The sequence below is a fragment of the Bacillus xiamenensis genome (assembly GCF_000300535.1).
Taxonomy (GTDB): Bacteria; Bacillota; Bacilli; order Bacillales; family Bacillaceae; genus Bacillus; species Bacillus xiamenensis.
Genome location: NZ_AMSH01000121.1, coordinates 1 through 985, shown reverse-complemented (window position 1 = coordinate 985; position 985 = coordinate 1). Strand labels below are relative to the sequence as shown.

General features: G+C 44.2%; 2 pseudogenes. Both read left to right on the top strand.

Features of this window, described 5'->3' with window-relative positions:
- Nucleotides 1-46 precede the first annotated feature (46 nt).
- Nucleotides 47-616, top strand: a pseudogene (locus BA1_RS18240) (phage portal protein); the annotation flags it as partial.
- Nucleotides 613-985 (top strand): annotated as a pseudogene (locus tag BA1_RS18235) (hypothetical protein); the annotation flags it as partial. The pseudogenes BA1_RS18240 and BA1_RS18235, both read left to right, overlap by 4 nt.

Here is a 985-nt window from a genome sequence, read left to right as displayed (position 1 = left end):
GAAAATAAAGACAAAAAAGGAAAAATACTAATTAAGCAAGGACTAAGAGGCAGCATCTGTGAAAGTTGAAATAAAATCACTGGCCGAGATTCTTCAGGAGGATGCGCTATTCCTTGAATATGACGAGAAGACGAGAAACAAGATACGTTCTTCTTTCCGTCTGCCGCCGATCTACACTGGCGAATCACAGGATTATAACAAGGCGACAGCTGACACCGCTCGAAAGACGACAGAGGAACAGGTATTTCAGCCAGAGCGAATGATCATCACTGGCAAGCTCAATACACTCTTTCTTCCTGATCTTGATCTCTGGCATGTGCGGCTCATTTTGAATGGTCCTGACTTTCGTGATCCGCTCGAAATCGCAAAGGTTCTTACGCCGTTTATTCAAGCAGGAGCGGTTTCACCTAATGACCTGCGTGATCTAGCTGGCCGTATCCTTGGTAAGACACTTGAAGAATGGCCGGAGGAAGAATATCACCGACCAATTGAAGCGAAGCCAAAGACATCAACTAGCCTATTTGATACGGTGCTTCAAAAGTCAGCAGGTTCCCAAGAAGAACTGGTCCATCTCTTAAAAGATGTTAGGGATGAACTAGAGGAGATCGGCAAATGAGCAAGATTGATCAGCTGATAAAAAACATCAATACTTTTGTGCAAAAAGCGGAGACAGATGAGGTCGAGGAACTCAAAGAGGCGGTGGCTGATTTCCCTGAACTGCAAGACATTCCCTCTTTGGTAGAAGAGTTCGAAAAAACCACCGCAAAACTTCTCAGATTGCAACGCAGGACGTTTTTGAATGAACTGAATGGTTTTATATCCAAGGACGATTCGGAGACGTTAGAATCAATTCTAGCGTTCTTTCAAAATGACTTGTTTGCAGCTGATGAATTTGCGGAGCTGTTTGGAAAAGAAACGGCCATTTTCTTGACTTTGACTGTCACGCAGCTGGCCGAGAAGATCATGCATTCCATCGATGCAGATA